At 38.0% G+C, this 26722-nt stretch carries 23 protein-coding genes and 1 pseudogene; 11 read left to right on the top strand and 13 right to left on the bottom strand.

Features of this window, described 5'->3' with window-relative positions:
- Positions 1-3: 3 nt before the first annotated feature.
- The 4 genes from DSM106972_RS31655 to DSM106972_RS31640 all read right to left on the bottom strand — a co-directional run bounded on the left by DSM106972_RS31655 (position 4) and on the right by DSM106972_RS31640 (position 4247).
- On the bottom strand, positions 4-1002 hold the full coding sequence (locus tag DSM106972_RS31655) for a metal ABC transporter solute-binding protein, Zn/Mn family (RefSeq protein WP_127084414.1): 999 nt from the start codon (positions 1000-1002) through the stop codon (positions 4-6).
- Positions 1003-1138: 136 nt separating this feature from the next.
- Positions 1139-2452 carry a PrsW family glutamic-type intramembrane protease gene (locus DSM106972_RS31650; RefSeq protein ID WP_325052231.1) on the bottom strand — a complete coding sequence of 438 codons (1314 nt, stop codon included), beginning with the start codon at positions 2450-2452 and terminating at the stop codon, positions 1139-1141.
- A 368-nt stretch (positions 2453-2820) separates the two neighbouring features.
- Positions 2821-3087, bottom strand: coding sequence for a hypothetical protein (locus DSM106972_RS31645; protein WP_127084413.1), 267 nt, complete (start codon positions 3085-3087; stop codon positions 2821-2823).
- A 107-nt stretch (positions 3088-3194) separates the two neighbouring features.
- A complete protein-coding gene (locus DSM106972_RS31640; protein WP_127084412.1) occupies positions 3195-4247 on the bottom strand; it encodes a WD40 repeat domain-containing protein in 1053 nt (350 codons plus the stop codon).
- A gap of 590 nt (positions 4248-4837) precedes the next feature.
- Here DSM106972_RS31640 and DSM106972_RS31630 point away from each other — a divergent pair.
- Genes DSM106972_RS31630 through DSM106972_RS31620 form a run of 3 tightly spaced genes read left to right on the top strand, consistent with a single transcriptional unit; the run spans position 4838 to position 7705 of the window.
- On the top strand, positions 4838-5158 hold the full coding sequence (locus tag DSM106972_RS31630; RefSeq protein WP_127084410.1) for a hypothetical protein: 321 nt from the start codon (positions 4838-4840) through the stop codon (positions 5156-5158).
- 52 nt (positions 5159-5210) lie between these two features.
- Positions 5211-6488 (top strand): STM4015 family protein, encoded by a 1278-nt coding sequence (locus DSM106972_RS31625; protein ID WP_127084409.1) that lies wholly within the window; start codon positions 5211-5213, stop codon positions 6486-6488.
- 14 nt (positions 6489-6502) lie between these two features.
- Positions 6503-7705 carry a HEAT repeat domain-containing protein gene (locus tag DSM106972_RS31620; RefSeq protein ID WP_127084408.1) on the top strand — a complete coding sequence of 401 codons (1203 nt, stop codon included), beginning with the start codon at positions 6503-6505 and terminating at the stop codon, positions 7703-7705.
- Between the two features lie 168 nt (positions 7706-7873).
- Here the strand turns inward: DSM106972_RS31620 and DSM106972_RS31615 are convergent, their stop codons facing one another.
- Positions 7874-9091, bottom strand: coding sequence for an Alr2735 family protein (locus tag DSM106972_RS31615; protein ID WP_127084407.1), 1218 nt, complete (start codon positions 9089-9091; stop codon positions 7874-7876).
- Positions 9092-9280: 189 nt separating this feature from the next.
- Between DSM106972_RS31615 and DSM106972_RS31610 the strand changes: the two genes are divergently transcribed.
- A complete protein-coding gene (locus DSM106972_RS31610) occupies positions 9281-9667 on the top strand; it encodes a hypothetical protein (RefSeq protein ID WP_127084406.1) in 387 nt (128 codons plus the stop codon).
- Between the two features lie 212 nt (positions 9668-9879).
- Here the strand turns inward: DSM106972_RS31610 and DSM106972_RS31605 are convergent, their stop codons facing one another.
- The 3 genes from DSM106972_RS31605 to iscB form a co-directional block, all read right to left on the bottom strand.
- The gene (locus DSM106972_RS31605; protein WP_127084405.1) at positions 9880-10593 is read right to left on the bottom strand and encodes an HAD family hydrolase; all 714 of its coding nucleotides are present in this window, start codon (positions 10591-10593) and stop codon (positions 9880-9882) included.
- 152 nt (positions 10594-10745) lie between these two features.
- Positions 10746-11627 carry a class I SAM-dependent methyltransferase gene (locus DSM106972_RS31600; RefSeq protein ID WP_127084404.1) on the bottom strand — a complete coding sequence of 294 codons (882 nt, stop codon included), beginning with the start codon at positions 11625-11627 and terminating at the stop codon, positions 10746-10748.
- A 55-nt stretch (positions 11628-11682) separates the two neighbouring features.
- Complete coding sequence (gene iscB, locus DSM106972_RS31595) at positions 11683-13080, bottom strand: RNA-guided endonuclease IscB (protein WP_127084403.1); 1398 nt, start codon at positions 13078-13080, stop codon at positions 11683-11685.
- A gap of 361 nt (positions 13081-13441) precedes the next feature.
- Between iscB and DSM106972_RS56210 the strand changes: the two are divergent.
- The 5 genes and pseudogenes from DSM106972_RS56210 to DSM106972_RS31575 form a co-directional block, all read left to right on the top strand.
- Positions 13442-13732, top strand: a pseudogene (locus DSM106972_RS56210) (RtcB family protein); the annotation flags it as partial.
- On the top strand, positions 13727-15172 hold the full coding sequence (locus DSM106972_RS55480; protein ID WP_475395208.1) for an RtcB family protein: 1446 nt from the start codon (positions 13727-13729) through the stop codon (positions 15170-15172). The pseudogene DSM106972_RS56210 and the gene DSM106972_RS55480, both read left to right, overlap by 6 nt.
- A 158-nt stretch (positions 15173-15330) precedes the next feature.
- Entirely contained in the window at positions 15331-16779 is a 1449-nt protein-coding gene (locus DSM106972_RS31585) for an ATPase domain-containing protein (RefSeq protein ID WP_127084401.1), read from the top strand.
- A gap of 40 nt (positions 16780-16819) precedes the next feature.
- Positions 16820-18376 (top strand): sensor histidine kinase, encoded by a 1557-nt coding sequence (locus DSM106972_RS31580; protein WP_127084400.1) that lies wholly within the window; start codon positions 16820-16822, stop codon positions 18374-18376.
- A 393-nt stretch (positions 18377-18769) separates the two neighbouring features.
- The gene (locus DSM106972_RS31575) at positions 18770-19780 is read left to right on the top strand and encodes a leucine-rich repeat domain-containing protein (protein WP_127084399.1); all 1011 of its coding nucleotides are present in this window, start codon (positions 18770-18772) and stop codon (positions 19778-19780) included.
- 207 nt (positions 19781-19987) lie between these two features.
- Here DSM106972_RS31575 and DSM106972_RS31570 read toward each other — a convergent pair whose 3' ends face one another.
- Complete coding sequence (locus DSM106972_RS31570) at positions 19988-20578, bottom strand: macro domain-containing protein (protein WP_127084398.1); 591 nt, start codon at positions 20576-20578, stop codon at positions 19988-19990.
- 245 nt (positions 20579-20823) lie between these two features.
- On the opposite strand from DSM106972_RS31570, the gene DSM106972_RS31565 reads away from it, so the two are divergent.
- Positions 20824-21660 (top strand): class I SAM-dependent methyltransferase, encoded by an 837-nt coding sequence (locus DSM106972_RS31565; protein ID WP_127084397.1) that lies wholly within the window; start codon positions 20824-20826, stop codon positions 21658-21660.
- 92 nt (positions 21661-21752) lie between these two features.
- Here the strand turns inward: DSM106972_RS31565 and DSM106972_RS31560 are convergent, their stop codons facing one another.
- Complete coding sequence (locus DSM106972_RS31560) at positions 21753-22580, bottom strand: PEP-CTERM sorting domain-containing protein (protein WP_127084396.1); 828 nt, start codon at positions 22578-22580, stop codon at positions 21753-21755.
- Between the two features lie 509 nt (positions 22581-23089).
- Between DSM106972_RS31560 and DSM106972_RS31555 the strand changes: the two genes are divergently transcribed.
- Positions 23090-23584, top strand: coding sequence for a DUF427 domain-containing protein (locus DSM106972_RS31555; RefSeq protein ID WP_127084395.1), 495 nt, complete (start codon positions 23090-23092; stop codon positions 23582-23584).
- Positions 23585-23825: 241 nt separating this feature from the next.
- Here the strand turns inward: DSM106972_RS31555 and DSM106972_RS31550 are convergent, their stop codons facing one another.
- The 3 genes from DSM106972_RS31550 to gpmI form a co-directional block, all read right to left on the bottom strand.
- Positions 23826-24554: a peptidase gene (locus DSM106972_RS31550; RefSeq protein ID WP_127084394.1), complete on the bottom strand. Its 729-nt coding sequence runs from the start codon at positions 24552-24554 to the stop codon at positions 23826-23828.
- 30 nt (positions 24555-24584) lie between these two features.
- On the bottom strand, positions 24585-24818 hold the full coding sequence (gene secG / locus DSM106972_RS31545) for a preprotein translocase subunit SecG (RefSeq protein ID WP_019491959.1): 234 nt from the start codon (positions 24816-24818) through the stop codon (positions 24585-24587).
- A gap of 83 nt (positions 24819-24901) precedes the next feature.
- A complete protein-coding gene (gpmI, locus tag DSM106972_RS31540; RefSeq protein WP_127084393.1) occupies positions 24902-26500 on the bottom strand; it encodes a 2,3-bisphosphoglycerate-independent phosphoglycerate mutase in 1599 nt (532 codons plus the stop codon).
- Positions 26501-26722: the final 222 nt, after the last annotated feature.

Genomic DNA, 26722 nt, shown 5'->3' with positions numbered 1-26722 from the left:
ACCTTACGATTTTGGATTTATGGGTCTAAATATCAAATACGTTCCCCCCAACCCTTCTACAATAGTACGTGTGTTTGCAATCATCATTTTCTGATAAGTATCGCTTTCACTACCCTTGGCGCCTAAATTATTCGTAAAAAGCGACCGTTCGGATACTCGGACATTTGCTTGTTTAGCTACGCTTTGAACTACTTGAGGATTTGCGGCATTAGTTATAAAAATAGATGGTACACGGGTCTTTCTAATATTAGTAATTAAAGGTTTTAATTGTGGAGAATTTGGGTTTACGTTCGGGTTAATAGTTAAAAACGCTGTTTGATATGTAAGTCCATAAGCTGTTGTATAATAGCCCATTTGTACATTATTGGTAATTAGCGTGCGTTGATAAGATGGAATACTAGCAATTCGCGATTTAATCCATTTATCTAATGCTACTATTTGATTTTTGAGTTTATTACTATTTGCCGTATACAACTTAGCATTTTGCGGCGCCACTTTTTTAAGGTTATTACTGATAACATCTACCATTGCAGTAGTATTTTTTGGATTGTGCCATAAATATGGATTAATTTGTTTTTTGTCGCCTTGTTGAATACTCAAACGAGGTTTAGGAACTGCTACTTGGGCAACTGCGATTTTTGGCGCCGGGTTTTTACTGACTTTAATTGTATTAAATATACCCGGTTCAAGATTATAACCGTTGTAAAGAACTAATTTTGCTCTATCAATAGCTTGACGGTCTTTTAGTTGTGGTTGATAGCTACGAGGATTAGTATCTGATGGAATAAGACAATTTATATCAACCGTGTTTCCTGCAACTTGCTTTGTGAGGTCACACAAAACACTTGTAGTTACGACAACTTGAGGAAGATTCGGTTTTTGCGTATTTTGCGGCGCCGTTGTTCTAATAGTTAAAGTTGTTGAATTTTGGGCATTGTTTTGATTGCTACAAGCTGATAATAAAATAGAAAGTGTTAAAACCGATATCAGCAACTTCCTCATCTTGTAAAACTACTCTTTAATAGTAAGTATTTATGAGGTATTGTAGCGACGTAAGGGCAATTACGAAAGAGGCTTTGCACTATCTTTAACAATTTATATAATATTCCTTGGCTCTAGATGAGAATATTAAACTTAGTTACTGAAAAAAGCGGGTAGCAAAATTAGAACTGCGTGTAGGTGATATTCTGCGTGCTTTAAGAATTGCGCCTATAAGTAAAGCGTATGAAAATCCACCAATCAGTACCCACCAGACAACTGCAAGAATACCGATGATTTGAGCTAAGGCAGCAGCACTATTCCATAAACCATGTAGTAAAGCTGCACTGAAATAACCGACTGTTAGAACTCGCCAGCGCTTATTTGGTCTCAGAATGCTCAAACCAATACAATAACCAAACCAGCCACTCCAAGCCATATGTCCAGCAACTTGCCCTAGTATTCGGGGTACTAATAGTTGCAACCCAGCTAGTTCACCATTAGCACCTCCTAACTGTTGTGCAATTTGCATGGCTTGTCGTGGTACATATATACCTAAAGTTTCAAGTAATGTAAAACCAGTTGCGGATGCGGCGCCTAGTAGTATACCATCTAAAGGTTCCTCAACCCCGATTCGACTTCGAGTCGGTTCTGCTAGGCGCCTTCCCAAAAGATGAAATATAAAAATTGGTATTGCTTTGGTTAATTCTTCTGACATTCCTGGGCCGACAAAGTTACCAATTAGTGCTGGTATTAATGACTGTGAACTAGATAGGTTTCCAGGCAAAACTTTATAAAATACTGGTGCGATTAAAAAAAAGTAAACTGTACGTAAAATAATTATACAAAATACAGTAGAACCCGCCATTACCCACCAAGGCTTTAGTTTACCGCATAACTGATAGACAAAGAAAAGAGCAGCAAAAGCGAGGTAAGTACCAAGCAGTATTTGATAATATTGGCCTCTTGCCAAAAATAACATTACAACGAATATAACTGTAATTATTCCTGGTATTAAAAACCCTTTGGCAAATAATTGCTTTCTAACTTCCTTTGACCCAATTGGAAAAATTCCACTTTCTTCAGTTTTATTATTTCCGCCACTAAAAGAAGCTGCAACCGTTGCTTGTAATACTTTATGTTCAAAAATGAACTCTGGTCCATCTTCGCCTAATCTAATTCTGTCACCATTTTGTAATTCCTGACTGCTCTGCAAATGGTTATTATTTAGATACGTACCGCACGAGCTATTTAAATCTTTAAGTGTGAAAATCCTACCCTGCGGTGAATATGAAGATGTAATATTGGCATGGCGCCGGGAAACGCTAGGGTAAACATTAGAGTCAAGAACTATTTGACAAGATGAAGGGTCTCGTCCAATTTCAACAGATACGTCATTTGCATCTTCCAGTGGATAAGTTTGAATGGTTGCACCAATATTTGACACTAATCGCAATAATGCATGATTCATCATGATAGATACCTACTTATATATATGTATTATGTATTTAGCCGCTTGATTTTAATTTTGATTTTTATAATATTGAGTAATATGTAATTATAACTTGATTATGACTTACACAAAGAGATAGGGAAACTAGACTAAAGTCGTTATTATGACGATTTGATTAGGTTTATGTACGTCAACATTGTAATATAGAACTTTAATTATACTTTTGAAGCAAAATATAATTTAGAACTTTATTCTTCTATAGGTTTATAGGCACTAAGTATTATGTTTGGATTGCAAAGGGGATTAAAATGTTTTACTTATAACAAAAACCTGTCCTATTACAATGCATAAGGACAGGTTTATTAAAAATGTATATAGATAATTTATTTTTATAGCATACTCGAAAGTGATAGTTTACCTTGGAGTTGAAGCTTTGCATTGACGCAAACGGCACAACTACAACCCATCGCATCATTAATAGGATTGGATTTTTGTGAGAATTTTGGAGTAACCGTTGCTTCATTCGGGTGACTGGATACTAGTTCAACCCGTTGGTATTGAGCAGGTTGAGTAACTTCTGCTGTTGCTGGACTAATGAGAAGCAGCGAAGCTAGCAATACCGGGAAAGTAAATAAAATCAATTTAGTCAACTTCATGATGTAGACCTAAACAAGGCATTTGTGATAAAGCATAACGAATTCGCAGCAATTAGTCATTAATCGCAAGCTACGTGTAAAGACTTTTTTGTATACAGTTTGGTTCCTTACTTGCCAAAACCTTGACCACGCGAGGATTTTGCCCAAATTATAACTTTACCATTATCAGCTCCTGCTGCAAGGAGCTTACCTTCTGAGTGCCAAGCTAAACAAGAAAAACCCGCTTCGGTAGTAAGAACTTGGGAAACTTGTTTTGCTCCCTTCCATAAACATAACCATCCATCACTAGCAGCAGAAGCTAGTAGAAAACTCTTTGGTGCAAACTCAATATCTTGAATAACGTCAACGTGGTTAGTTAAAACTCGTGCTTCCCATCCTTGAGATTCGTCTTCGAGTTTTTCCCACACTACCATACCTTCGACACTGGATGTTGCAAGTAATGGGGCGCCTATTGGTGTATTAATATCAGACCAAGCAACTTGTCGAATCTTACCAGGAAAACCGCGCATCAACCAAGGCTCAGAATTACCCCATTCCATTACACCCACAGAACGGTCCATATTGCCCGAAGCCAAAAATTTTCCATCTTTTGACCATGCGAGTGCAACACTAACTGTAGGCATTTCCCATACATAAGGTTCTTCGTTCCAGTTTTCACAGTTCCAAACCTTAACACCTTGATTGCCACCAGCAGCCAAATTTTTACCATTGCTAGACCACCCCATACCTAATGGGGAAGAATCTTCAAAGTTGAGTGTAGCGACAACTTCGTTTTTAGAAGCATCCCAAATTTGGATATAGCGGTTCAAGCAAAAAGCTAGCTGGTTGCTGGTTGGGTTCCAAACAAGCTTATCTACCCAAGCAGGAGCATTTTCTAACGTCGTAACTATTTCACTTCCTTGCCAAATAGTCACTCGTCCATCTTGTCCCCCAGCAGCTAAAAACTTACCATCATAAGAAAATTTTACACAGTCAATAGACTGACCCGTAGCAGCTTGCAAAATTTCTAATTCATTATTCTGCCATAAAGCAACTTCTCCCGCAGCAGAAACAACAGCAAGCGTAGAGCCAACAGGCGCCCAAGTCACAGACGTTATATAATCTGACAGCGTTGCAGTAAATTTAAGGTCAAAGTCTTTGACAGTTGTTGATGTACTCATAAATATTGCCAGGTGCAAACAACTTTTAATTTTACATCGTTTAAATCTTAGAAACCTGGTTTCTTGGTTGAAACCGGGTTTCTTTGGGTAAAATCATAATAGTAGATTTTGTGCTATGATTAAAACAAAGAAAGTTATTTTCCGCAAAAGAATGTAGCTCAACGCATAGAGAAATTTATAGAAGCTCAAATCAAAAATTTTAAAATTTCAAAAATAAAATCTCCGTAGGCTGAATCGCAAGATTGTTGGTATTTAGAGTGATTGAGCCATTTTTAACAAAAATGAGGTCAAAATGCAATTATTAAATAAATCTCTTCAAAAGTTATCTAGTTCTGCAACTAGAATTAGCCAGAAAGATTCTGTCATACATACCAAGCAACTTATGCTGAGTAATTCCACCTGTCCTAGCTGCTCTTACACTTTGCTTCGCCATATCAGCTTGAGAGGAGTTTACTGGCGTTGTAGTCATTGTTACCAAGAAATGCCTTACATGAAGAAACCGGGTTTCTAGGCAAAATTATTGTTTTATTACAATATTTAAATAAGAAACCCGGTTTCTAGAATTTGATGAAAACCAATCTGTAGAAATAATGTTTGACCTTAACACTTTAATTCAATTCTCAAGCACTTACTGTATAGGCATTTGTGCCTTTCTAATTCCAGCGAATTTGCTTGCTACCTCATCGACAATAATTTTAACACTGCTACATCGTCCATCAGTTCAAATTTGGCAATCTGCCGCAATTGCCAGTGTCTTTGCCTCACTGATGATGCTGCATGTACTTGCTTGGTTTATGATTGGAGTAGTGATGGCGCCTACGTACATTTTATTAAGTCTGGCAACTATTTGTGTATTAGCAAATTTTGGGGCAATTCTTGGACACAGGCACTTGGTAAGTGTTTATAGCTAAAATAAGTGTGCCAAACTAATTACAACAACATACTTAACCCCTTGATTTGAAAATGAGCAAATCAAACCAACCTAGGGACTTTGATGCAGTACTTAGTTCAAAAACGGCGCCTCCTCCTATTGATGGTATTGTATTAGGAGGAATTCTTGGTGCCAAAACTCGGCTATTAAGTCCAGACATCAAAGTTCGTCGAACTGCACTTTCGGAAGCAATAAATTATGGTGAACCTGGTTTAGACCTAGTAATTCAAGCATTGCAAGCTGAATCAAAGCAACTTCAACGCACAGCTTATTCGTTATTAAAAAAAAGAGACGAAGAAAAAGTCAAGCAAGCGTTACAAAACTATATACCTTGGAATCTCGAAGAGCGTTTACGACGTTACCCAGGATATAGGGGAGACAACGTATCGATATTTGCAAATCGACAAGTAGAAAATTTTGTTCCCGAAGTCGGTATTACAAACCCAATTAATACAGCATACGCATTGCGGTGCGAATACGACGAAGAAGAAAGTGCAGTAGATAAGTTAGAAGAACTGTTACAACATCCCTCTTCTGGTACACTTGAAGCTTTAATTATAGGCGCCTGGAGTGGAGAAGTCACCGATTATAGTTCGAGTGCTATTATCGAAGCGTTAGTTGCTGCTTCGTATAAACTTATAAATCTTAAAGCGTTATTTATAGGCGATATCCACTATCAAGAATCAGAAATTTCTTGGATTTTACAAAGCGATGTTAGCCCAATTTTACAAGCATACCCCAACTTAGAGATATTACAAGTTCGCGGCGGTACTGGTTTAGAATTTAGTTCAGTACAGCACGATAACTTAGAAGCATTAATAGTTGAAACAGGTGGATTAAATGCTGATACAATCGCTCAAATATGCACTTGTAATTTCCCAAACTTAACACATTTAGAATTATGGTTAGGTTCGCCAGAGTATGGTGGAAATTCATCAACTTATGATTTACTTCCAATACTAACTGAATTAGTATTTCCCAACTTAATATATTTAGGTTTGCGAAACAGCATATACTCTAATGATATTGCAGAAACTGTAATTAATTCACCCTTGATAGACGCAATTAAAATTTTAGACTTATCAATGGGAACACTTACTGATAAAGGCGCCGATATTTTACTCACAAGTCCAGGAGTAAGACAGCTTGATATTTTAAATATTAGTGAAAATTATCTTTCTGACGACAAAGTTGCTTTATTATCTTTACAGCAATCAAGAGGTAATTTTAACGTTTGTGTAATGACGAATGAGCAAAAGAAAGATGATTATGAAGAAGAAGATTATCGTTATTGTTCAGTAGCTGAGTAAATAAAATTTGAAAGATGTCACAAAAACAACCTAGAGAATTTGACGCAGTACTTAGCAACTCCTCAACACCGAAAGAAGGCGCCGTTTTAGGAGGAATAGCAGGTGTAAAAAGTCGCCTTAATAGTTCAGTAATTGAAGTACGCGTAGCAGCATTAAGCAGTGCGTTAAATTACGGTAACGCAGGTATAGACTTAATTATAAAAAGCTTACAAGATGTAGAACAAGTCCAACGTTACGCTATACAAATACTACTACATAAAGGAGGCGCCAAAGGTAAACAAGCTCTACTAGACTATGACCCAAAGCTATTTTTTACAACTTTACAGCATTGGAATATTCAAACCTACAACCCTCAACTTAGCATTACACATACTGCGTATAGCATCAATCTTAATCGTATTCAAGCCAGTAAACCAGACAAATTTGACTTAAATCAGTTGCAAACCTTCCTTCAAAGTAATCAAACCACACAAATAGAAGCTCTAGCATGTAAAATGTGGGATGACTACTGGCAGCATGATACACAGTATAAAGATTTTAGTAATGTTTTGTGCGGCGCCTACGATAAATTATCAAATTTAAAAGCCTTATTTATAGGAGACGGAGACGCACAAGAAACTAATTATATGAAATCTCGGCTTTTACTAGGTGATAGCACACCAATATTAAAAGCATATCCTAACTTAGAAGTATTACAATTTCGGGGCGGTTGGGGTTTGAAATTTGACAAAGTGCGACACGAAAACCTAAAAACCTTAATGATTCAAACAGGTTATACATTAGTACAACCACAAACCCTAAAAGACATTATCAACCTCGACTTACCAGCACTCGAATATCTAGAAATATGGCTTGCAGAAAGCTTCCACTACGGACAAGATATAAGTACCGAGCAATTGGCGCCTATATTATCAGGCAAATTTCCCAATTTAAAATACTTGGGACTCAAAAGTAGTGAATACTCAGATAATATTGCCACTGCAATAGTTAACTCACCCATACTCGAACATCTTGCAGTACTCGACCTTTCCCAAGGAACTTTAACAGATTTTGGCGCCGAAACTCTCCTAAAATGCCCAATCATAAACCAACTTCACACCCTCAACATCTCAAATAATAAACTTAGTGGCCGCCAAATCCAAAAACTATCTCAACTAAACTGTAAACTAATTGCACAACCCCAAGACAACGGACAACGACAACAAGCATTAAACTAAAAAGCTTGTTCCATAGCTCAGTATTTTGACTTTCAGACTAATGATTTCCGCTTGCGAAATTGAAACCAGCGATTAAGGCACCTGCTACAGCAGAAAATAGATGAAACGGCGCCTGTATTAAATAACAATTAATCAAAGCATTTCTGCTATTCCAATAAATCAAATTAATTACGACACCAACGATAATTCCTCAACAGGTACTGGTGTTAGGAGATTATTTAGTTTTGCAAAGTCGTCTTCAATATTTTCGACTATGAAAGGATTCCAACTACTTAAGTGCGGCCAGCAATTTAACCATATTACTTTGTCACCTACTTTTATTACTGCTGTTTCTTCAATAGTATTATTAGGAATATTTTCTTGTTGTGTATAGGTTTTTTTCAATCCTAGAATGCGCGCTTGTTCTTCTTTGTTGAGTAACTCCCATGATGCTATACGTGTTGGTTTATCAAGGGCGCCTGTAATTGTTGTTATTTCTTCCCAAGTTTTGCAGTCACCGAGTAATGCCGCGATTTTTTCTACTTCTTGAAGTGATGTTGGTGTACAAGAAACAACATCATTTGCCCTAAGTGGTATGTTTCCCACGGACTTAGAATGTAGTCCACCATTTGAAGGACAACCTTTCTCGCTTTTATTCTCCAAATCGTCTACTACCACTTGTGCGGCAAGTTCAGTTTCTTCATTATCAGTTGAATAATTGGCTGCTATTGTTACTATTTTTGCAATATTAGTCTCTGAAGAACCATCATTATTTGAGAAGGGCGCCTCATATTCAATACCCAATATTGCCTTTAAGTGTTCTGGCAATAATTCACCCACTACTTCAATAGCGCCTAATTTAAACGCTTCTCTAAGTGCTGCTGCTTCTCTGACAATTTTTTGTGCTGTAATTCCCTCAGAATCCATCGCTCTTTGGATTGAAGTACCCGTGTACTGGTCATCTTCTTTTATTGGTGGTATTACACATTTTCGTGTCGCACCTTCACCTCTCCATATTGTTGGTTTGTCTTGCGATGGTACAGGCACCTTTTTATTCGATTGAATCAACTTTTCAACAAATTGCTGTGTGATGTTTCCGACTGCTTTTTTAATCCCCTCGACCACACCTTTCCACCTGTTGTTGGATGTGATTTTAAATAATGTACGTGGTTCAATATTGACCAGTTTGCTAATTTCTATACCTCCAAATGCTGTACCTATATTGATGTAACTTTTTACCACTTCCTTTCCCCACCCGAATGATTGTGTTAATTTGCTAAAATCAGCTCTAGATAAGAATTCTTTATCAATCACTAGGGCACGGGCAAATTCGAGGATTGCGGAGGTTGTACCGTTTAATGTATTAAATTTATCCGAAGATACCGGTGTGTATGTATTGGTAAGCATGGTAGATTAGAGTTAATGTTTTTTAAGTCAGTTGGCTGCCTATTCGTGTAGCCAACTACATTTATTAAACTATGAGTGAAATTTTTAATTTCACCTCTGTTACAAAAATTAACAATTTGATTGCTTGTGTCATATGTATTGACTGTGAGCGTCGGAATTTAAATAGATGCAGTATTTGTTGGAGAAACAATGAAAGTAAAAGGAGCGCTGCGCTGGAAGTTGAAAGTGGTGATGGATAGGTGCCAGATAGGCACCGTACAGCTTGCTGAGTTTTTGAAAGTGAGTAGGACTGTTGTGAGTAAGTGGCGTTCCTACGAGTACATGCCGGAAATCAATGAGAAACGCTACGTGCAAATAGTAGCGGCAATTAACGAACTGTGTGATATCAATGGCACACCCAAAAGAAAAATAGATTTGTGGGATTTAATTGAATTTTGTCCGGATGAATTGCGTGATTTTGATATGCTTGGTTATAATTATCCATCGGGCGACGCGCGCAAGCAACCTTCTAAGGATAAAAAAAAGAAGAATCTTGAAGAGGATGATACTAATAAAGAAGAGTCAATTGCCGCTTGAAATCCAAAATACCTCAAGCAACGGACGCGCGAGTAAAATTAGAGTGAACGCATTAGAGTAGTCAGTAAAGCAGACCAATCCGGCGTAAATCAGCTCCACAGGATTAGGAACTACTGGTGACATTGAAATCAACTCCCCAAACAGTATAAATCCTGACTTTGGAACGGGCTTTCTCTGCCCATTGCACAAGATTGTTGATTTTTTGGAATTTCCTAGGCAGCTGATTTTTGTATAAATACTTCAGCAACTCTATCGAGTTCTAAGTCTGAAAAATAATCAACAGTCCAATTGCTAACTCGTTGCAGCATGTGGAATGGGTAAGTATTAGCAATTCCCACTACTTGCATTGCTGCACTTTTCGCAGCTTGGATACCAGCAGGAGTATCTTCGATAACCAAACATTCGTTTGCTTGTAGGTTTAAATCGGGATATTCTTGGTTAAGACGTTCGACTGCTAACAAATATCCAGCTGGGTTGGGTTTACTTGTGGTAATATCATCACCCGCAACAATGACGGGAAAGTATTCTTGTAATTTACCCCGTTCGAGTACTATTTCAACTTCCTTACGAACGGCGCCTGTTACTAGTGCTAATTTTAAACCTTTAGCTCGTATTTGGAAAATTATGTCATCTATCCCAGGATATAATGGCAATTTTTCCAGCTTATCAAGTTCCTTTAAATATAGAACAGCTTTCTTTTGTATTATTTGATTCAAAGAATCTTCAGTGACGATTCGACCGCGATTATTTAGTAATTCTCGTAAGCAAACACGATCACTGCGTCCTAAACAAACTTGTTCAAATTCACCCTTTCTTAGATTTGTGACGTTTTCACCAATGAGTATTTCTTCGACGAGTCGCTTGTGAATTGACTCGTCGTTTATTATTACGCCATTAAAATCAAATAGAACCGCTTTTAAACTCACTGTTTTTTAGTGCTGAGTGCTGAGTGCTGAGTGAAATAGTACAGCAATGAGGCGCCTTTTGTCATTTGTTATTTATTACAAGAAACCTGGTTTCCTTGGGTTTCTGTTGAAGATTGTTGTGTTCAGTGATGGGGAAACCAGGTTTCTGGGCTTTACGCGGGTGAGGGAAAGCCTTGTAATCCAGTGTTATATGGTGTATAAGTTCGCACGTTTTTATTTGCGGCAGTTTCTCCGTTGATTATGGGTTTTACAGCACTTGTAACTTGATGTATCAGCAAAATATCTTGCGTTTGTACTGCCTCAAAACCAGCGGCGCCCATCCAAGCATCAACACTTCCTGCGCTGAAGTCTCGAATATATGGTTCTTCAAAGACGTTATGTAAAAATTCTAGTTGACGCATTGTTGTTTGATTACCGTCTAAAACTAGTACTTGTCCTCCTGTAGTCAGCAAGCGTAAGCATTCACGTAAAATTCCTACTGTTACCGCAGGTGGTGTTTCGTGAAATAGTAGTGACGCTGTAATTAAATCAAACGATGCATCTGGAAAACCTGTTTTTTCAGCATCAGAGTGGCGCCAGTTGATATTTAGTCCTGCTTCATTTGCTTTATGTTGTGACCTCACCAACATATACGGCGATAAGTCTAAACCAATTACTTCTGCTTCTGGGTACGCACGCTTTAACATTATGGTACCCGTACCCGTTCCACAACCTATATCAAGAATCCGTCGTGGTTGTACACGTACTGCGTCTATTAAACCCTGACGAACCCATGTTTCATTCGGTGGTACGACGTACTGTGTTATTGGGTCGTAGGTAACTGCGGCGCCTGAAGTGAGGTATCCACCCTTTATTCCGTGAAAGTTTTGGCTACTGTAGTATGTAGGGGTAATTACATCTGGGCGCCGGATGTAGTTGCATTCCTTTTCCCAGTCAACACTATCGTTGTATTCACGTAACGCTTTCTCGTCTATTAAAAGCCTGAATACAGGTGATAAAAACTTTTCCCAGATTGTATCTTGACGTGTTGTCATAATATCTAATGGCAATATAACGTAGTAATTTCTGATAAAACATCGTAAATCTGTGTCAAACATGAACGAATTTATAGTCATAGCCATCAGCGCGATATGCAAAGCTGACACCATTCATTACAGGAACACTTACCCTTTCCTTATTAATTAAAACCTCGAAACCTTTGGGAGTTGGTGTTTTTACTCTTGCAGTATAAGAACCACATGGAACTTTAACTTTCTTCTCAATGCCTTTTTTCTTATTGCCTAAAGTCATACTAGGTTTTTCTAGTTTGAATCTGACTATATCGCCTGTATGTACGTGGTTATATTCCGTTTTTGGCGCTATTGTTTTTACAGTTCCATCGGGATTTTTCTTTACAATTTTATTTCCTGTTTTTTGACATGTTTCTGTAATTAATGCAGGGAATCCCTTATCGTTAGTCTTTCTACTTTGTCTGTTGCCATGTCCTTTCGATGTTACGAATAAAGGTTGCTGTGTCAATATCTTGATGTTGCTGCCAGACTCACCAACACAAGCCGCATCAATGCTATGAGTCTTGGACAAATTCTGTTTGACCCGATTCATCTTTGTTCTGCCACCTGTCCAATTTTTGACGTTGTTGTATTTACCAGCCATATTTGATATTGCAATTCTAGTTGAATTTACAGCTGTTGCATCTCTTAAAGGGGACTTAGCTTGACTCAAAATTTTTGACAATTTCTGCCTGTCCGAAAGAAAATCAGAAATATCCATATCTCCTTTACGTTGATTACAATCATGACAAGCCAACGTTAAATTACTAACTCTATCGCTACCACCTTTAGATTTTGGCGCTATATGTTCTATCTCTAACTGCACATCTTTTACACCACAATACACACATTCTCTACCCCATTTCTCTAAGAGGTATTCTCTGACTTCATAGCCCCACAAGGTGCCTTGTTGATATTCGATACCACTTATCTCTGGGTTAGCTAATTTTTGCATGTCGAATTTGACTTGTTCTATTTCAATTACAACAATTGGGCAGAACTTACAAAATCTTTGAATCCAAGTTTCTACTGTACTTACACGATGCATTAAAGACGGTGCTAACCACCCTAAACGTTTGCGCTTGTTAAAACGTTTTTTACGGTACCTTAAATCTCTGGAACGTCTACCGCATCTAAAGCCTGCTCTAGTTAATAAGTTAGAACGAATTTGCAATCCACGGTGTTGTAGCTCCATACGAAACACAATATCCGAACCGCACTGTATCGCAAAACCTGTCCATTTTGATCCGGGATCGATTTTAAGAAAATATTCTTTTATAGTGGGATTAAGAACTTGTTTTTTTACAATTATTACAAATGGATAAGTTCTGAACACTGCTGCTTTTTCTTGAGTTAAAAGCTTTCTTGCTCGTGCTGGATGCACCATATTCAAAAAACTTTTATCCGCATTTAATACGAAAACGTGGTTTGTAAGCATTGTATTTTTTGGCAGTTACGCCGCTCTTTAAAGGTAAAGTGTGCTTTGACATTGCTCCTAGGCTTGACACTGAGGTAAGTTTTCCACGTTCACAAACTACGCGATGTTCCGCCTCTAACCGCTTGAGACTAGCAAACCCTAAAGCTGGGTAAATCTCATTGAGGTATTGACCTAGTAGGAGCGCTTACCGCCTTGCTTAAGGACGGAGTCTGGTGTCGCCGGGTAGATTAATCTCTACCTTCCATAAATCACAGATTTACTCTGATTTACGTCGGATTACTCCGCTTTGTTGACTACTCATAGGGTTTTAGGTTTCCCGTACTGCTGTGTAGACAATTACTTCTTTTACAAATTGTAACGGATGTTCCTAAATTCTGCTTTGTGTTGCTTCTTGACGTTTTGTATTACATATACTACATTAGACTTAAAAAAATATCTAAAATTTATGGCTTACGAAAAATTAGAACTTTCTACACCTACACCTGTTTTGTCTTGGGCTGGTCATCCTTTAGGGAAAGATGAATCAAAGATGGCGCAAAATGTGGCTTCGCTACCGTTTGTTTTTAAACATGTGGCGTTGATGCCTGATGTCCATTTGGGTAAAGGCGCCTTGGTTGGCTCTGTAGTTGCTACAAAGGAAGCTGTAATTCCTGCTGCGATTGGTGTTGATATTGGTTGCTTTGTCGGAGATACGCTTATTCCTTTAGTTGATGGAAAATATTATTCAATTCAAGAACTTGCGAAGATTAATAATGAATTTATAGTTTATGCTTGTACTCCAACCGGAAAAGTTATAGCGGCAAAAGCAACCGCCAAACTAACAAGAAAACAGGCGCCTCTAGTAAAAGTAGTTTTGGACAACGAAGAGGAAATAATCTGTACTCCAGACCATAAATTTATGTTAAGGGATGGTACTTATCAAGAAGCTCAAAATTTGAAGCTCGGTGCATCCTTAATGCCTTTCTACTCCGAAAGAGATAAAGATGGTTCCACTTTGATTACTCAACCTTATTTATCTAAACAACTATGTAATCACAAAGTAGTAAATGTAATTGCTTTAGATTATACTGAGGATGTTTATTGCTTAACAGTACCTGAGTACCATAACTTTGCTTTAAAAGCTGGTGTTTTCGTTCATAACTGTGGGATGTCCGCTATTAAGATGCCATTTAAGGGTGATAAGCTTGAAGGTAAACTTAAAAAGATTCGTCTTGATATTGAAGCTGCTATTCCTACAGGTTTCAACGAAAACAAAGACGTTGAAAAAGCTGTTGTTAATTGGCAACACTGGCGCCAGTTTAATGATTTACATCCAGGTGTAAAAGACTTGGAAACTAAAGCAATGCGTCAGTTAGGTTCGCTTGGTGGTGGTAATCACTTTATTGAGGTTTGTATCGATACAGATAACCAAGTTTGGCTAATGCTGCATTCTGGTTCACGTAATATTGGTAATAAGCTAGCTAGCTGTCATATTAATACAGCTAAAGATTTAGCAAAATTGGCGGGTAATAATTTGCCTGACCCAGATTTAGCTTACTTTATTGCTGGTACACCTGAATTTGAAGCTTACTGGCGAGATTTACAATGGGCACAAGAATATGCCAAGATGAACCGCGATGTGATGATGGCGCGCTTTAAGCGAATTATCGAGAAGCACGCTTCGGGTGGTAAAGTCACAAAACCTTTACTCGAAGTAAACTGCCACCACAACTACGCCGTAAAAGAAGTGCATTTTGGCGAAGAAGTTATTGTAACTCGTAAAGGCGCCGTGCGCGCGCAACAAGATGATTACGGTATTATTCCTGGTTCAATGGGAGCAAAATCTTACATTGTTAAAGGTAAAGGTTGTACTGAAAGTTTTTGCAGCTGTAGCCACGGAGCAGGGCGTTTACTATCTCGAAACAAAGCTAAAAACGTTTATACACTCGATGATTTAATTAAACAAACTGAGGGTGTAGAATGTCGTAAAGATGAAGAAGTTTTAGATGAAATTCCCGGCGCTTATAAACCGATAGAGCAAGTAATGAATCAACAAACAGACCTTGTAGAAGTAGTTGCCACTTTGAAGCAAGTTGTATGTGTAAAAGGGTAGCTTAAACAAATAAAATTTAATAGAATTAATCCCCTCTTAATAAGGGGGGATTTTATTTGTATCGATATAACCAAAAATATGAGAGAATCGTATGGGTCAAAACTAACATCCGTGTAGTTCCGACTAGCAATAAGTATAAATGCTCAGAACAATTTAAAATGTCTGAAAATCGGCTATCTACAAGTATTGTAGGTTTGGATGAAGTTTTAGAGGGTGGTTTTATTGCCAATCGCGCTTATCTATTGCGTGGTGGACCCGGTACAGGTAAGACGACGTTAGGGTTACATTTTCTCACGGCAGGCACCGCTCAAGGAGAACGAACTTTATTAATTACACTAGCAGAACCAGCAGAACAGATATTTCAAAATGCTCAACGGTTAGGTTTTGATACTAATGATATAACTTTTCTTGACCTTAGCCCAACTTCAAACTTTTTTGCCGAAGTGCAGACCTATGATATATTCTCTCCAGCAGAAGTAGAGCGAGAACCGACGACGCAAAGAATTGTTCAGCAGGTAGAGACTCTTAAACCTCAACGTGTTTTTCTTGATTCAATGACGCAATTACGCTACCTTGTCAGCGATGCGTTTTTGTTTCGCAAGCAAGCACTATCGTTTCTGCGTTTTTTGATAGAACAAGGCGCCACAGTGTTATTCACTTCCGAAAGCAGTGAAGAGGCGCCTGACGAAGATTTACAATTTATTAGCGATGGAGTGATTAATCTCAGCTTTTCTAACCAAGAACGAACAGTATGTGTTAGCAAATTTCGCGGGTCTAACTTTCAGAGCGGTTCGCACTCAATGCGCTTGACAAAAACAGGAATGAAAGTGTATAGGCGCTTAATTCCAGAAAGTCACCGACAGGAGTTTATCAAGGAAACAATTCCTTCAGGAGTGGTGGAAATCGATGAATTATTGCACGGTGGGTTAGAGCGTGGAACTATTACAATTTTAACAGGTCCGAGTGGTGTGGGTAAAACGACACTAGGACTTCAGTTTATGAAAGAAGCAGCAGGCAGAGGGGAGCGTTCGGTTGTTTACACATTTGAAGAGTGGAAAGAGACGCTATTACATCGGTGTGAAGCAATTAATATCCCTGTTCGCATTATGATAGAACGCGATATACTTTCGATTGTTCAGGTGGAACCATTACATTATACCCCTGATGAGTTAGCAGATTTGATTCGCCATGAAGTCGAAGTTAAGTCTGCAAAAATTATCATGATTGATAGCATTTCTGGCTATCGTTTGTCAGTGCAGGGTGATGATTTAGTTAGCCATATCCATGCGTTATGTAAGTATTTACAAAATATGGGTGTTGCAGTATTATTAATCAACGAAGTCGAAAGCATTACAGGTGAATTTAGAGTAACAGAAAATAATATTAGCTACGTAGCTGATAACATTATATTTTTACGCTACATAGAAGTTAGAGGAGAAATACGACGTGCCATAGGGGTACTGAAAAAACGCTTAACTAACTTTGAAAAAACCTTGCGCGAGTTTGAAATTAGCCGCTATGGGATAAAAGTTGGCAAGCCACTTACAAATTTACGTGGTATTCTCAAAGGTGTACCCGATATTTTAGATTCTTCCGATTCAAAATAACTAACCGTTGTTTGTGTAGCTAGTGGTGGCAAATCAGCACATGAGTCGCATTCTACTTTTATTAGAGCATACAGAGAATCGGCGCCTGCTGTCTGAATGGTTAGAGCGTTACTACGAGGTAATAATTGGAGATGCTGCGGTACTGACACGACAAGCAGTTCCCTTACTTGATGATAAATTTGACCTTTGTATAGTAGATGGTGTTGCATTAAACCATCTATGGGAATGGATACGGGCAAGAAAAGAAGCAGAATACCCAGTATTTCTACCATTTCTCCTCAGTACAATTTGTTCAGATGTAAAATTGTTTACCCGTGATTTATGGCAAAGCATTGACGAATTAATTACAAAACCCCTTGAAAAGCGGGAATTACACGCGCGTATAGAAATACTTTTACGCTCACGTCAACTTTCGTTAGAGCTTTATGCTACCAATATTAAATTACAACAGGAAATAGCCGAGCGCGAACAAGCACTATCATTACTGCGTCAAAGTGAACTGCGTTTTAGACGTATCGTGCAATCAAGTATTGTTGGTATTGTTATTGCAGATTTTAATGGTAATATTTATGAAGCAAACGACACTTTTTTGCAAATAATTGGTTATACACGACAAGACCTAGAAGCTGGTAATATTAGCTGGATTGAGATGACACCAAGCGAGTATTTACCACTCGATGAACAAGCAATTGAGCAAATCAAAGCAACGGGTGATTATACCGTGTATGAAAAACAATATATTCGTAAAGATGGTAGTCGCATTCCGGTTTTGGTTGGAGCAATACAAATTGAACCTGAACAGCCAAACACTATAGCTTTTATTCTTGATATTACAGAACGTAAAATTGCCGAACTCGAAACCCAAAAAGCTTTAGAACAAGAAAGAGAACTTAACCAACTAAAATCACGCTTTGTCTCAATGGTTAGCCATGAGTTTCGTAATCCCCTTAATATTATACAAGGTTACACTGCTTTACTCGAAAAACAAGGCGCCGGATGGTCACAAGAAAAGCAAGCAGAAGTATTACAAAAGATAAGAAAATCCGTTAATAATGTAGTTGGTTTATTAGATGATGTCTTAGTAATTAGTAAGGGAGAAATTACCAGCCAAGCATTCAACCCAACTATCATAAATGTGAAGCAATTTTGTCAAAACTTAGTTGCCGAAATGCAATTGGTCGCTAACCCCAAACACCAAATTTTATTACTGGCGCCAGAACAAGAAATTCAAGTTAACTTAGATGAAAAAGCCTTACAACAAATTATAACTAACTTGCTATCAAACGCCATAAAATACTCACCGCAAGGAGGAGATATATTATTTGAACTCGCTTACTATGATAAAGCAATAACATTTAAAATCGAAGACAAAGGCATTGGCATTTCTACAGAAGACCAGCAAAAGTTATTTGAGTCATTCTACAGAGCCAAAAATGTTGGCAATATTCCCGGTACCGGATTAGGATTAGCGATTGTTAAACAAGCAGTAGAATTACATCAAGGTGAAATAAACGTAACTAGTAACCTTGGTACAGGTACAACATTTACAATCACAATTCCTATTGATATTGGAAAAATCCCCCCTGACCCCCCTTAATAAGGGGGAAAAGAGAGTATTTTAGCCTCTCTTAATAAACCTCAGCTCGAGTATCAAAAAATATTTCGTCGTAGCATCTAGTAGCAATATACTGGTTTAACTTCCTCACTCAAAAGCCACATTCAAAATACTCGGCACCTGAATATCGCTCCTATTTATAGTATCTTTGTTTTGTTTTGTTCAACATTTTGGGTAGGCACAATAAACAAGAGTGTTGCAGTCACTCCTGGTTCTGGAACTCTTATAGGAGTTTGTAACCGAAAATTTAATGTAGCTGGTATCTCGACGATAGCAATTTACGTAGAATTGCTCATGTTAGTTATTTATATAACAATTTATAATCGGGAAATATTTAATTATTTAGGTTAAAAGTAAATAGTATAAATAAAACTTATGAAAATTTGTTTAACATCAAAAAACAGAAAATATCAACAGGTAATTATAATTATACTAGCTCTATTTGGTTTTACTTCTTGTAGTGTAGCAGAGCATGAAGCGGAACAAGTAGAAGCAAAAACTCCTAGCAATTCCAAAAGTTTTACTGATTGGTGCAATCAAAAGTCTAAATTACCACAAGCAACAAGACATACAGTTGAATTATTGTTGAAAAGAGCTGATACAAGCGATTGTGTAAAGGCTAATCAATATCTCAGTAAATCAACAATGCTTGTGCTTGGTGATAATAAAATAAGTGATATCAAACCACTATCTAGTTTAACTAATTTAACAAGCCTCTGGCTCAATGATAATAAAATAAGTGATATCAAACCACTATCTAGTTTAACTAATTTAACAGGACTCTCGCTATTTAATAATCAAATAAGTGATATCAAACCACTATCTAGCTTAACTAATTTAAGAGCAGTTTCGCTCTATAATAATAAAATAGTTGATATCAAACCACTATCTAGTTTAACTAATTTAAGACTACTCTGGCTCCATGATAATCAAATAAGTGATATTCAACCACTATCTAGTTTAACTAATTTAGAAGAACTCCACTTATTTAATAATAAAATAAGTAATATTCAACCACTATCTAGTTTAACTAATTTAATAAAAATTAGGCTCAATGATAATCAAATAAGTGATATCAAACCACTATCTAGTTTAACTAATTTAACAGATCTCTCGCTCAATGATAATCAAATAAGTGATATCAAACCACTATCTAGTTTAACTAATTTAACATATCTCTCGCTCAATGATAATCAAATAAGTGATATCAAATCATTATCTAGCTTAACTAATTTAACATATCTCTGGCTCAAGAATAATCAAATAAGTGATATTAAATCACTCTCTAGCTTAACTAATTTAACAGAAGTCTTACTCTATAATAATCAAATTAAAGATAAGAATTGTCCTTTAAGAAAAGATGTATGTTGGTGGGTTGAGAGCTAAAAATTTTGGGTAGGAGCATCAGTATCATCGGAACAGAAAACTGGGTATAGCCGAGATACCAGCCAAACGAAACACGTTGTAAAGTTATATGAAGCAAACTGAGGAAATCGTGATATACAACGGTTTCAGCCACAAGCTTTTGGTGTTACCTCCAAATGAAAGGCGCCAATATTTTACGGTTGGGGGGATTAAACTTTGGATTTATATTTAAAAACCTTCCCAAATTTGCAGTTGCTTTGAAGCTGCAACAAAGGTGTTAATAACCTTGGGTGGATAAACAAAATTGTCGTAAGCTAAAGACATTTGTCTAGCTGCTTCGCGATAAGGCACTTGACCAATGCCTGTTCCTAAGCCAGGACAAGCTACGCTATTAATTAGGCGCCTAGAATTCTTATTATATTGCCGAATAGCCAATAGCATTGCCCACATTGCGGTATAGGGTACATCAGTACCTTTAATACTCATTGGCACTCGCATTGTAGGAGTATGTGCCAAAAAAGGATATTTAGGATGTCCAGTTTCAATAATAAATGATGTACCAACTGGTTGTTCCCCTAGGTAATCTTCGAGAATTTGCTGTTGCACTTTTTTTTCTAGAGAAAGACCAAAGAACTTGATAATTGCTGCATCTATACCACCGTCCATCATGCCAAACGAGTTAGCAGGACTTACTAAGCAATCAAATTCTGTTAGCTGCTCAAAGTAACTATTGACGATTTCAACATTAGGGAAGTAAGCAAAGTATTCTTGAAACGCAGTATACAGCGAGTAATCAGGCGCCACGAGTATTAATTTCATATCTATGATTGTAGCTTGAGTAGCCAATGTACTATCAAATCGCGCGATTTAATAGTACATTACGCGCTCGGTATTTGTCTTATAAAGTCGGGAAGCTAATATGAATATTGAGGGATGGCGGCGATTTCTTAAACTAGCTAAAAAAACTGGGTCACAAGAGAAAATACCTCACCACAGGTTTGCACAAGTTCCACTGTTGATGGTTATTTCCCACCAAAACATAGATAAAAAAAGAAAATTTAGCAATGTTAGAAGCAAAACATACAGAAGAATATAAACAGCAATTACTCGCTGACTTTAATTCTCGCAACAATTACGACAGTGGCAGATTTTACTTACCAATAGCCAAACGTTTAATTGAAGTGGCGAACCTAGACTCTGTGCAAAAAATACTAGATGTAGCCACAGGTACAGGAATAGTAGCATTAGCAGCAGCAGAAAAAGCAGGCGCCCAATCCAAAATAATTGGTATAGATATTTCTACGGGGATGTTGAGTAACGCGAAACAAAAACTAGCTGTCTCTGGTTTACAAAATGTAGAATTTATCGAAGCTGACGCTGAATTAATAGACTTTGAGCAAAACAGTTTTGATGTAATATTATGTTCTCTAGCAATTTGTTATCTAACTGATATCCCTACAGCTTTACATAAATGGCATCGTTGTCTCAAACCAGGTGGAAAACTTGTATTTAACGCTTGGGCAGAAAATGCATTTACAACAAGTGTTTTATTTCGAGAAGTCGCAGCTAGATACGGTGTTACTGTAACGAACCCAAATGCACCGTTAGGTACACCGCAAAAATGCCAGCAATTATTGTTAGCAGCAGGTTTTCAGAACAAAAATATTATAATTCAACAGGAGCAATTTGGCTGGTATTTTACCCCTGATGTAAACAGCGTACAACAAATATGGGAAGTCAACGCTAAAAACGTCTTTGGCTACCAAGTACAACAACTGGCGCCCGAAAAACTGCAAGAATGTTTTGCAGAATATATAAAAGAAGTCCAAGCGTTACCTGTGACTGAACAAGGCGCCTGGTGTGATGCATCAATATTTTTCGTAACAGCAGTAAAAATATAATAATCAAATGTAGAGACGTGATTCATCACGTCTCTACAATGTAAATCAATTTAATAATTTCGTGACAGCAAAATCTGAAAAAATACTAAGTACTAACCTAATTTTACTTTGCGCTTCTTAAGTGAAGTGACGCCAATAAGACCCAAGGCAGCTAAACCAAATGCTGTTGTAGGTTCAGGAACAGATTTAGGAGGTAATCCACTTAACTCTCCAACTGTAGAGCGAGTGCGGAAGATAGTATAATTGGTGTTTTTAGAAGTTCCTCTTTGTTGTCTATCGGCAGTAGTAACATTAAGAAATTGAGCATTTTGGTTAATCCCAGCAATCTGTCCCCAAGGACCAGTGCTACGAATATTAGCTCCTCGGTTTATGGCGCCAATCCAGTTTCCTGTTTGGATTTCTTGAGCTAGTTCTCCGTTCTTTGGAACATTTCCTTCAAATCTATCACCAGCAGCTAGGAAACCCTTATCACGGTCTTCGATCTTAACTGTGTTACGTAGACTAAAGGGGTTAGCACTTTTGCTAATCATGTACTCCCAGTCAGTCGCTTTACTCAAAAGATTTTTACTGACACCAGACTGACCTGTGGAAAAATTAAATTCACCAAGCCAAGTCTCATCAACGCTTTGGTCATCCCACACAACCATATATAAATAATCTTGTGAATCAACGTTAAATTTCCAACTTTCTGGGCGAGACCAATTATACGTTCCTTCACTACCCTTTGCTCCTAGTTCGTTACGTCCAACAAAGTTCAAAGAGTTTCCATCTTTATCACCGTAGAAAAACCCATAATGATTATCTGCGGTTATTGTTGCGCTTCCTGTAAGTGATACAGCCTTCGCTTCACCCGCACTGCCAATAGCTAAACCAACTGAAAGTACTGTACCAGCAACCAAGCTTTTAAATAGTTTAGACATGATGTTATCCTGTGTTCTTAAATTTATTTGCTACTCATAAGTTGGCACATGAGAATAGTTATCGTGTTGTATTTTTATCAAACTTTGCAGAAAGAAAATATTTCAAATGACTTGTATAAAGATGGATTAAACAATTTATGCTTACAAGCTGTTTTATAGAGAATTTTGATAGTATTTCTAAGTATTAATTCGGTGTATAAAAAATAATTTGTATTAGTTATAAACTGATAAACAGTAGTAATACTATTCAGATCAGGTATTCTCGAACTATGTTTTTTGACAGCGCGAGAAAATCTCTGTAAATTTATAGAGAGGTCAAGAATATGCTTGCGTAAATTACTTAGCCAATGATTTTTTAACAGCGCACAAATATAATCAAATTTAGAGATGTTACATGTAACGTCTCTTGAAAAAGGTGTTTGGTGGGATATCACTACTTTTTTAGCTATTGGTCGTAAAGCTTAGTTGTTAATATAGGATGAGAGTAATTATACTTATGAGATAGCTTTATGAGACCGCAACGCATTGAGCCTCAACCTGGGCAAGAGTCAGTATGGGACTATCCCCGTCCACCACGTTTGGAAGATGTCAGCAAACATATTCAGATTATTTTTAATGGTGAAACAATCGCTGATACTCACAATGCAAAACGAGTATTAGAAACTAGCCATCCGCCAGTTTACTATATTCCGCCTGCGGATATTAAGATGGAATATCTCATAAAAATGCCCCAATCTAGTTTTTGCGAATGGAAAGGAGCAGCGGGATATTATACACTGCGCGTAGGTGATAAAGAACTGCAAAACGTCGCTTGGTTTTATCCTAACCCTACACCTAAATTTGAATCTCTCAAAGATTATGTCGCGTTTTATGCACACCCAATGGATGCATGTTATATAGATGGCGAAAAAGTGGCGCCGCAACCCGGAAATTTTTATGGTGGTTGGATAACCAAAGATATCGTCGGGCCATTTAAAGGAATTCCCGGCAGTTGGGGATGGTAATACCGTAGGGGCGGGTTAACCCAAAATTCTCACTATTCACGTAAATACAACTAAACCCGCCCCGACCATATCGATAATCAAATCAACGTCCAATCATTTAAAATAGAAATTGAATATTTATCAAGACGAAATTTTGCCATTTTAAAAATTAAATTAACTATCTTGTGGGATGGGCATCCTTGCCCGTCCTTACATACCGATACAAAGAGGCGGTTCGGGATGCCCGCTCCACAAGAATAAATTATTTTTGCCAGCCTAATTTAGTTGGTTGTTCATATACCTTTTTTAGGGTGTTCACATCTCTAGCTGAAATTAATGGTGGGTTACGAACTTGAGAAAAGTATAAAGCGTCGCTTTGTAATGGGCTATGTCCCCAAATACCTAATGCGTGTCCAAGTTCGTGCCGTGCGGCAGCAATAAGGTATTCACCCGTTTGGCTCGGACTCAATAAAATACTAAACCTATGGTATAAAGTATTATTTTTTGTATACAAATTATATGTTGTTTGTGCAGAACGTGCGCGCGGTGGGTTTCCTTGAAGTGGCGGCGCCTTTCTTAAAATTGTAATATCGGCTGACTCTGATTGCTCAACTATCTGTAACGGTAAATAAGCATTCCATTCTTGAGCTGTAGATGATACAGTTTTTAGCCATGCATCTGCTTGATTCTTATTAAGATTTTTTGGCGTTTCGATATAAACTTTAACAGGAAAATTTGACCAGACTAAGTATCCTACTTCTGTTGGCTTCACTGCATCAAAATAATCACCACTGTTTCTAACGTCTTGCCAACGCATGAGTGTTGACGGTAGAGGATGCGTAAGTGTTGAAGGTGTTTGCCCAACTACTACAAACTGCGAGTTAATTAGAACTAGCAGCCAAGTGGTTAATAATATTCCTAAAAATATAAATATGCGGGTCGGGATATTGGGTCTAGGGTTACGGTTATAGTATTTTTGTTCCGTTCCCATTCCCCTATCCTCCCTATAATGTTTTACTAATTATTTAGGCAACCAACCAGCGCTTAACACAACTGTTAAACCCATAAATATAGCAGTTAATGCCCAAGTAACTCGGTTAAGAGTACTTTCAGCGCTTTTGGCACTGCTAAATAATTGAGCTTGCCCACCAATGGCGCCAATACCATCACCTTTAGGACTGTGAAGTAGTACCAAAATAATTAAGCCAACAGCAGAGAATGTCCAGATTCCTTGAACAATATTAGTGACGGTCATAACCAAAATTACTTAAAAGAGGTTGATGAATAGTATAGACGCGATGAATCGCAATAGACGCGATGAATCGCGTCTCTACTATTCTACATTCCTACTTGTGCAGGTGTGCGGTTGTTTCGCACTTCGTAGTCAGCAGATACTACTAAGGATTTCCCAGTCATTTCTACTGGTTGGGGAATTTGCAAAATTTCTAAAATTGTTGGGGCAATGTCCGCTAGCTTACCATCTGAGCGTAAGTTAACATCTGTACCGTGTCCAGGAATTTTAGCTCCTTCGCCTTCGACTAGTATGAGGGGTACTGGGTTTGTGGTGTGGGCAGTCCAAGGATTACCCGAATTGTCTAACATATATTCTGCGTTGCCGTGGTCGGCTGTAATAATTGCCGTGCCACCTGCTTTTATTACACCCTCTAGCAGGCGCCCCACACAACGGTCTACTGTTTCAACAGCTTGCACTGTGGCTGGAATTTGACCTGTATGCCCTACCATATCTGGGTTGGCATAATTTATTACCACTAGTGAGTAGATTTGCTTGCCTATAGCAGAAGTCGCTACATCGGTGAGGGCTTCGGCGGACATTTTAGGCGCCTGGTCATAAGTTGCCACCATTGGACTCGATACGAGTTCGCGGTCTTCACCTGGGTAGGGGTCTTCCAAACCACCGTTGAAGAAATAAGTTACATGGGCGTATTTTTCAGTTTCGGAAGTGCGGAACTGTTTTAAACCCCGGTTTGATATTACTTCCCCCAAAATGTTACTAAGATTTTGTGGCTCAAATGCAACACTGACTGGTAGTTCAGGGTCGTATTGAGTAAAAGTAACAAAGGACAATGGCGCAACTAACTGTCTCTCAAAACTATCAAAATTAGGACTCACCAAAGCTTGAGTTAGCTGCCGCGCGCGGTCAGGGCGGAAGTTAAAAAATATAACACCATCGCCAGCTTCAATTGCTCCTGGTGCTAACCGCACGGGAACAATAAACTCGTCGGTTATGTCGGCAGCATAAGAAGCCTTGACAGTTTCCATTGCCGAGAGTCCATTACCCTTACCATCAATAGTCATCACATCGTAGGCAAGTTTAACTCTATCCCAACGACGATCCCTATCCATTGCGTAGTAGCGACCGCTAATTGTCGCTATTTTACCAACGCCGATACGGTCTATGTAATTTTGAATCAGTCCTACTGCTTCTACACTCTCTTTAGGTGCAGTATCACGACCATCAGTGATAGCGTGAATACAAACTTGAGAAATACCTTGTGCTTTAGCTAAGTCAAGTAGTCCAAACAGGTGGCTAATGTGGGAGTGTACACCTCCCTCAGAACAAAGCCCGACCATATGCAGTTTGCCGTTTCGACTCAGGACTTCCTGACAAATCTTTATTAACGCTGGATTTTTATTAATGGAACCGTCTTCTACCGCATCTGAAATGCGTACTAACTCTTGCGGTACCACTCGACCAGCGCCAATATTCAAATGACCAACTTCTGAGTTACCCATTTGACCTTCTGGCAAACCGACGGCTTTTCCTGACGTGCGAATGAGGGTGTGCGGATATGCCGACCATAGGCTATTCATGACTGGAGTCTTAGCCTGTGCAATTGCATTTCCTTTCGTCTCCTCGCAGTAGCCCCATCCGTCTAAAATGACTAGCACCACGGGAGCAACAGGTGCCTTGGTCATAATAAAACTGCCCTTTACTTTTTGTAATATCCGAATAATACCACTGCTACCTGCCATCGCAAGTGAATTTCTGCTTATTAGCTTCTTTTATTATAAATATCCGTTTTTTTAGACATTTCTTAATTATTCAAGACCTACAGACATATTTACTATCTTTTAATACTGTCACTAGATAGATGCAATTTATTCATATATTGCTTGACTGTATCGGCGCCAACTGTT

The sequence above is a fragment of the Dulcicalothrix desertica PCC 7102 genome (genome assembly GCF_003991905.1).
Classification (GTDB): Bacteria; Cyanobacteriota; Cyanobacteriia; order Cyanobacteriales; family Nostocaceae; genus Dulcicalothrix; species Dulcicalothrix desertica.
Note: the sequence above shows the minus strand (reverse complement) of the source record. Positions and strands in the feature narration are given on the sequence as shown.

Bases quoted from the DNA above. Each gene is read 5' to 3' on its own strand.
- DSM106972_RS31655 (WP_127084414.1), bottom strand. From the start codon at position 1,002: ATGAGGAAGTTGCTGATATCGGTTTTAACACTTTCTATTTTATTATCA.
- DSM106972_RS31650 (WP_325052231.1), bottom strand. From the start codon at position 2,452: ATGATGAATCATGCATTATTGCGATTAGTGTCAAATATTGGTGCAACC.
- DSM106972_RS31645 (WP_127084413.1), bottom strand. From the start codon at position 3,087: ATGAAGTTGACTAAATTGATTTTATTTACTTTCCCGGTATTGCTAGCT.
- DSM106972_RS31640 (WP_127084412.1), bottom strand. From the start codon at position 4,247: ATGAGTACATCAACAACTGTCAAAGACTTTGACCTTAAATTTACTGCA.
- DSM106972_RS31630 (WP_127084410.1), top strand. From the start codon at position 4,838: ATGTTTGACCTTAACACTTTAATTCAATTCTCAAGCACTTACTGTATA.
- DSM106972_RS31625 (WP_127084409.1), top strand. From the start codon at position 5,211: ATGAGCAAATCAAACCAACCTAGGGACTTTGATGCAGTACTTAGTTCA.
- DSM106972_RS31620 (WP_127084408.1), top strand. From the start codon at position 6,503: ATGTCACAAAAACAACCTAGAGAATTTGACGCAGTACTTAGCAACTCC.
- DSM106972_RS31615 (WP_127084407.1), bottom strand. From the start codon at position 9,091: ATGCTTACCAATACATACACACCGGTATCTTCGGATAAATTTAATACA.
- DSM106972_RS31610 (WP_127084406.1), top strand. From the start codon at position 9,281: ATGAAAGTAAAAGGAGCGCTGCGCTGGAAGTTGAAAGTGGTGATGGAT.
- DSM106972_RS31600 (WP_127084404.1), bottom strand. From the start codon at position 11,627: ATGACAACACGTCAAGATACAATCTGGGAAAAGTTTTTATCACCTGTA.
- iscB (WP_127084403.1), bottom strand. From the start codon at position 13,080: ATGCTTACAAACCACGTTTTCGTATTAAATGCGGATAAAAGTTTTTTG.
- DSM106972_RS31585 (WP_127084401.1), top strand. From the start codon at position 15,331: ATGTCTGAAAATCGGCTATCTACAAGTATTGTAGGTTTGGATGAAGTT.
- DSM106972_RS31580 (WP_127084400.1), top strand. From the start codon at position 16,820: ATGAGTCGCATTCTACTTTTATTAGAGCATACAGAGAATCGGCGCCTG.
- DSM106972_RS31575 (WP_127084399.1), top strand. From the start codon at position 18,770: ATGAAAATTTGTTTAACATCAAAAAACAGAAAATATCAACAGGTAATT.
- DSM106972_RS31570 (WP_127084398.1), bottom strand. From the start codon at position 20,578: ATGAAATTAATACTCGTGGCGCCTGATTACTCGCTGTATACTGCGTTT.
- DSM106972_RS31565 (WP_127084397.1), top strand. From the start codon at position 20,824: ATGTTAGAAGCAAAACATACAGAAGAATATAAACAGCAATTACTCGCT.
- DSM106972_RS31560 (WP_127084396.1), bottom strand. From the start codon at position 22,580: ATGTCTAAACTATTTAAAAGCTTGGTTGCTGGTACAGTACTTTCAGTT.
- DSM106972_RS31555 (WP_127084395.1), top strand. From the start codon at position 23,090: ATGAGACCGCAACGCATTGAGCCTCAACCTGGGCAAGAGTCAGTATGG.
- DSM106972_RS31550 (WP_127084394.1), bottom strand. From the start codon at position 24,554: ATGGGAACGGAACAAAAATACTATAACCGTAACCCTAGACCCAATATC.
- secG (WP_019491959.1), bottom strand. From the start codon at position 24,818: ATGACCGTCACTAATATTGTTCAAGGAATCTGGACATTCTCTGCTGTT.
- gpmI (WP_127084393.1), bottom strand. From the start codon at position 26,500: ATGACCAAGGCACCTGTTGCTCCCGTGGTGCTAGTCATTTTAGACGGA.